We start from the raw sequence: 5,626 nt of genomic DNA, 5'->3' as shown, positions 1-5,626 counted from the left end.
CCAAACGAAAGCAGGAGTGGCTCCGCTAACGCTCCGCCACTCCTGCTGAATCCTAATCTCCTACACTTGGGGCTTTTTTGTACTGTCCACACAATTTGGACCGGTTCAAAATTCTCCGGGGCGTTTGTCTTTTTATAGCCTATACAAGTCAAGAAAGAAGGTGTCTTATGTGACTTTGCTATTTGTTATGCCGAAAAATTATTCTCAGGTATTTGCTTGGTCTAGATCTTTTCAATTTCTCGGCATAACTCTTTTTTCGGCATATGACCCCAAATGCCGAATTCGGCATTTGGGGTCTACGTCCACCACCAGCACCTTTTTGCCCTCCATGGCAAGGCCGATCCCCAGATTTTCGCAGGTCGTGGTCTTGCCGGTGCCGCCTTTCTGGTTGGTTATGGCGATTACGGTTGCTTTTTGCTGCACCAAAATCACCTTCCTTTTTGAAATCAAAAGCTAGAAATTTCAGTTTCATGTATAATGGACAAAACACTTTATTGCAACTACGTCAAAAATATTGTGAACGCTCAAGTGTTTTGTTATAATATTTTAAATAACCTTTGTATCTCAATTTTACCATATACCAGTTTCCCGCAAAACAAAGGAGATTCTCATGTATCTGCAAGCGTTACGCATCCAAAATTTTCGTTGCTTTAGCACCTCTGAAATTTTTGAATTTAATAAAGGTCTAAATGTCCTCGTAGGAGAAAACGACTCCGGCAAAACTGCCATTATAGATGCCATAAGAATTGCCATGGGCACTACAGACCAAGGTTGGTATCATGTTGCTCTAACAGACTTCTATAATGAAGATAAGAATCTTGAAATTTCAATTGTATTAAAATTTGCCGATCTAAGTTTAGATGAACAAGCTTCGTTTTTAGAATGTTTAACATTTAAAGACGGCAAATCTTATCTGTATGTTTACTGGCGTTGTAAGTACCTTCTCAACTTTAATCCACCTCGAATTTTTATAAATGTAACAACAGGGTATGACGGAGAAGGTCCATCAATTTCACCTGAAGCACGTGAACTGTTACGAGTTACCTATTTACGCCCTTTGCGTGATGCCTACACAAATATGCAATCTGGGAGAAACTCTCGACTTTCTCAAATCATTCACGGTATCCCCCATATCGATGATGGAATTCATACATACAGTCAGGATACTAAATTAGATGATCTTTCAATTTCCGGAATTGCTAGCCTTTCAGATTACTTACTTGCTAACAATGCCAAATTACAACAAGCCAACAATGATATTGCATCTATCATGAACTCTAAAATGCTTCTCAAAGGTGATAATGTACAAACCGCTTTTACTGTCACCGGAGCAAATATCTCCGAAGAAAAGAGATTATCCTCATTGCTGGAAAAGCTTGATTTAACTGCTCATAGCAATGGAACAGTTGGCAAAATAGGATTAGGAACTAGTAATGTTCTTAGTATGGCTTGTGAACTTCTACTAAATCACCAGGAGGGAAGTTCGTTCCTTTTAATCGAGGAACCAGAAGCACATATTCATGCTCAACGTCAAATTAGACTAATGCAATCTCTTCAAGAAACAGCAGAAAAATCTGGTAGTAACCAGCAAATTATTATTACTACACATTCGCCATTAATGGCTTCTGTTGTAAAGCTTGAAAATATATCTATTATCAAAAATACAAAGATGTTCTCTTTGCGTCCTGAAAAAACAAATCTTGCTTCTGACGACTATAAATATTTAGAGCGTTATCTTGATGCAACAAAGGCAAATCTCTTTTTCGCAAAAGCTATTATGATTGTTGAAGGACCTGCAGAGGAACTACTAATCCCTACCATTGCCAAATTGATGAATCGAGATTTTGCCCAGTATGGTGTTTCAATCATAAATGCTCGTGGAATTGGATTAAATCGATTTGCTCGTATTTTCCAACGTGCAAATCCTACAGAATCATTAGGCATAAATGTCGCATGCGTCACAGATCGGGATATTATGCCCGATTGTGCTCCAGAAATATGCATAGATTTAAAATACAAAGATACTCCACTACCTAACATAAGTGATAGAAAATGGCGTGTCGAATCAGATTATCCAAATGAAGAACAAAAGCAAGCATATTTAGATGGTATAAAAAATCGAGCTTCTGGTCAATCTGTAAAAACATTTATTGCAGACCATTGGACTTTTGAGTATGATCTTGCATATAGCGGTTTGAATCAAGAGTTACTAGATGCCATTATCAGTTTACAATATTCGGAACCAAATCGCAAAACAAAAAAGCAAGCATTACTTGACGAGTGCAAAGATTTCGAAGCCTTATATGGCATAGAGGGCATGGCTTCTTGCTTGTATCGTTCATTTTACAAGAAAAATGTATCTAAAGCATCAGGTGCACAAGAGCTTTCATTTATTCTTGAGAATAAATATACAAACACACCGGAGGTTTTCATCAGTAAATTGCCTCCATATATTAAAGACGCAATCTATTATGTGACAGAAGGAGCCTCCTAACATGTCAATTAGTATATTATCGAATCTGGTAATAACAGATCAAGATATCGACGAAATTGAAAAGCTTCTCGGGAATGTCAAATTTGATGATCAACGACGTGAGATTATTAAATGTATGGACACAAAAGATATTCAGGCGTTTCCTGGTAGCGGCAAAACTACTGTTTTGATTTCCAAATTAGCAATTTTAGCAAAAAAATGGCCTTATTCTAATAAAGGCATTTGCGTATTATCACATACAAATGCAGCCCGTGATGAAATCGAACTGCGTCTCGGACATACCAATATTGGAAAGGCATTATTATCATATCCTCATTTCATTGGAACCTTTCATTCTTTTTTTGACGCCTTTATCGGTTTGCCATGGTTGAGATCAAGTCATTACCCGGTCAAAGTCATAGATAAAGAAATTGTGTTAAAACGGCGATTCTCCCGGCTGAAAAGAGGAACACAATACTACTTTGAGCATCACAAACTATCGCAGGACGCTTGTGAATCCACTTCGTTTCCTATTCAGCTTAACATAAAGTGTGGTAATCAATCTGATTCATATAGAGATCTATATAGTTGTATAGAGCAGTCGTTTTCTGATGGATACTTTACTTTCAATGAAATGTTATATATTTCTCGGTATGCACTGCAGAAGCAAAAAGATTCGCTACCACAAGCAATTCAAACTAGATTTCCACTGTTACTTATAGATGAAGCACAAGATACACTCCAGATACAATGGGAATTACTTAACACAGCGTTTTCTGACAACTGTAAAACTATAAGACAAGCTTTTGGAGACCAAAACCAAGCAATTTACCAATCATACCTAACCAATAATTCTATAACTTACTTTCCACAGGGTGAATATCTGTCTATTTCTAATAGTCATCGCTTTGGAAGAGGAATTTCTCATCTTGTTTCTCCACTTGAGATTGGATGTAGAGAGGAAATTCAAGGGGATTATAGCAAATTCAGCAGATTAGACCATAGTCATACAATATTCTTATTTGAGAATCCATCAGCAGTTCTTCCATCATATGGAGAATACTTATTGTCTGTTTTTTCAGATCAAGAATTATCTTTGGGACTTGATTGTTATGCTATCGGGATGGTTCACAACAAAGAAATCGATCAAAAAAATGCTTCTCACTTCCCAGAAGAGATAAGAGATTATTGGCCCCGATATGACCCTTGCGCTTCTAGTGCAACATACAAGCCAAAGTATTTTATTGAATATTTCCGCCGAGGAATTCAACTATCCACCGGTCAGTATAATGCTTTTGTTTTGGTTGAATGTATTTCCGAAGGTTTACGAAAATATTTAGTTTTTACCGGAAATTCTATTTCCACCTCTGGTTACGCTTTTCATGCATTAATACAGTACATTCCTCAAAACCTAAGAACAGTATTCCGACATGAAATGTTATCATTAACTCAACATTCAATTAAAACGCAAAGTGATTGGAACAATGTCATTGAGATCGTCAAAAATATCATACGCCAGTATTTATATACTACTGTCCAATCTACAAAGTATTTTGAATGGATAGATGATAAAGGAGCATTCTCTTCTGTCAGCTCTAAAAATAACACCGACAAAAACATCTACTCTTATGCGGATCCCAAAACAGGAAGAAGCGTTAACATTCATCTTTCTAGCATTCATGCCGTAAAAGGGCGAACTCATTTAGCTACACTTGTTCTTGATACGTTTTGGTATAAGCGGAATATGGAAGCTATTTTGCCCTGGATGTATTGTCAACCCAATAAAAAAGACCCTAAAAACAACCCTAAAAGGGTAAAATGTGCTTACGTAGGTCTGACCCGTGCAAGAGCATTAATATGCGTAGCTATTCCGAAAAGCTCCGTGTCTGAGAATCAACGCGAGCTTTTGATTAATATGGGCTGGCGAATTCAGGAAATCTAATAATTTGCACTATTTTAGATTTTCTAGACTTGCTTTCTAACTAAATTACGCTTGCTTTTGGGCTAAATCATCACCCCCTTCCTCGCCGGCAGATGCCGGTTACTTTGCGTTCAGGTCGTGCTGCACCCGGGCCGCGTAGCTGCTATGCATGGTCATGGGTACATTGTAGAGCGAGGCCAGCAGATACTGCCGCATATTCCGCACCTGGGTGGTGTTTTCTTTCAGGCACATCAGGACAAAACGGATATGGTCGCTGTTCAGCTTCATCAACTGGCCTTTCACCACCTCATAGGGCTTGTCATCTCCGGCAATACGGATCATCTTCCGATGGCTGCACACGGTATCCACCAGCAGCTCCTGCATCTCCCGCAGCATATCCTCATCTTCGGGGTTGGCCTCCATCAGAGCATCGAGGCCCAGCCCCTGAGAAAAATAATCCTGATACAGGGCGCGGTCATCTTTCCCTTCAGATTCCATTCCGGCCTCTGCGCCGGAAAAGAAGGGATCAGTATCACTCAAGTCAGTATAATTCTGATTATTCTTAATTCCTCGTGATTTTAACGGCTCTAGAGTCGCGGTTTTCACGGCTCTTGAATCGTTGTTTTCACGATTCTGGTCTCGTGGTTCTGACGGATCAGAAACAAAGTTTTTCACATAGATCAAATTTGGTTTTCCAAGACCGCGGCGCTTCCGCTCGATCAGTCCGCAGCCTTCCAATTCTTTCATCAGTTTGGTAGCCTTGTTGTCGGCACAGTAAAGGGAGGTCATGATTTCCTCTGTGGTGAAGATGATGTACACTCGGCCAGCATCATCCAGCCAGCCATTCTTGGTTGAAAGCCCCATCCGGTCCAGCATCAGTCCGTACAGAATCTTGGCCTCTGCCGAGATTCCACGGAATCTGGTGTCCACAAAGAGCGCTTTGGGCAATCGGTAGAAGGAAAAAAGATCGGCTTGTCCGCCGTAAAAGAAATCCAGCATCACTTTTCCTTTCTCTATGAAATGAGGCACAAAAAGAGCACCCTGGTTCCAACATGAATCAAGGTGCTCTTTTCAATTGAATTCAATTTGTACCGAAACAAAGTAAGCGCTCCATAATCGTAAGGTAAGCGCCTCACGAAACGGCGTACTTGCTAAACCCAGTCTCACAGTGAGAGAATTATTCCATGTAGTGGGCGTGTATTTTTGAGACCACTCTCAAAAATACACGCCCT

The 5,626-nt window shown here is 39.6% G+C and carries 4 protein-coding genes; 2 read left to right on the top strand and 2 right to left on the bottom strand.

The window, feature by feature from the left end; genetic code table 11:
* Window positions 1-231: 231 nt before the first annotated feature.
* Window positions 232-429, bottom strand: a complete 198-nt coding sequence (locus B5F27_RS15630; protein ID WP_087368986.1) for a ParA family protein — start codon at window positions 427-429, stop codon at window positions 232-234.
* A gap of 181 nt (window positions 430-610) precedes the next feature.
* Here B5F27_RS15630 and B5F27_RS15625 point away from each other — a divergent pair, with 181 nt between their 5' ends.
* Both B5F27_RS15625 and B5F27_RS15620 read left to right on the top strand, forming a co-directional pair.
* Window positions 611-2,494, top strand: coding sequence for an AAA family ATPase (locus tag B5F27_RS15625; protein ID WP_087368985.1), 1,884 nt, complete (start codon window positions 611-613; stop codon window positions 2,492-2,494).
* A 1-nt stretch (window position 2,495) separates the two neighbouring features.
* Window positions 2,496-4,415, top strand: a complete 1,920-nt coding sequence (locus B5F27_RS15620) for a UvrD-helicase domain-containing protein (protein ID WP_087368984.1) — start codon at window positions 2,496-2,498, stop codon at window positions 4,413-4,415.
* Between the two features lie 99 nt (window positions 4,416-4,514).
* Here B5F27_RS15620 and B5F27_RS15615 read toward each other — a convergent pair whose 3' ends face one another.
* A complete protein-coding gene (locus B5F27_RS15615) occupies window positions 4,515-5,393 on the bottom strand; it encodes a DUF6017 domain-containing protein (RefSeq protein ID WP_343214654.1) in 879 nt (292 codons plus the stop codon).
* Window positions 5,394-5,626 lie beyond the last annotated feature (233 nt).

Origin of the sequence: Faecalibacterium sp. An192 (assembly GCF_002160175.1) — a bacterium.
Lineage (GTDB): Bacteria > Bacillota > Clostridia > Oscillospirales > Ruminococcaceae > Faecalibacterium.
The sequence above is the reverse complement of the archived record's forward strand: the minus strand, read 5'-3'. Positions and strand labels throughout refer to the sequence as shown.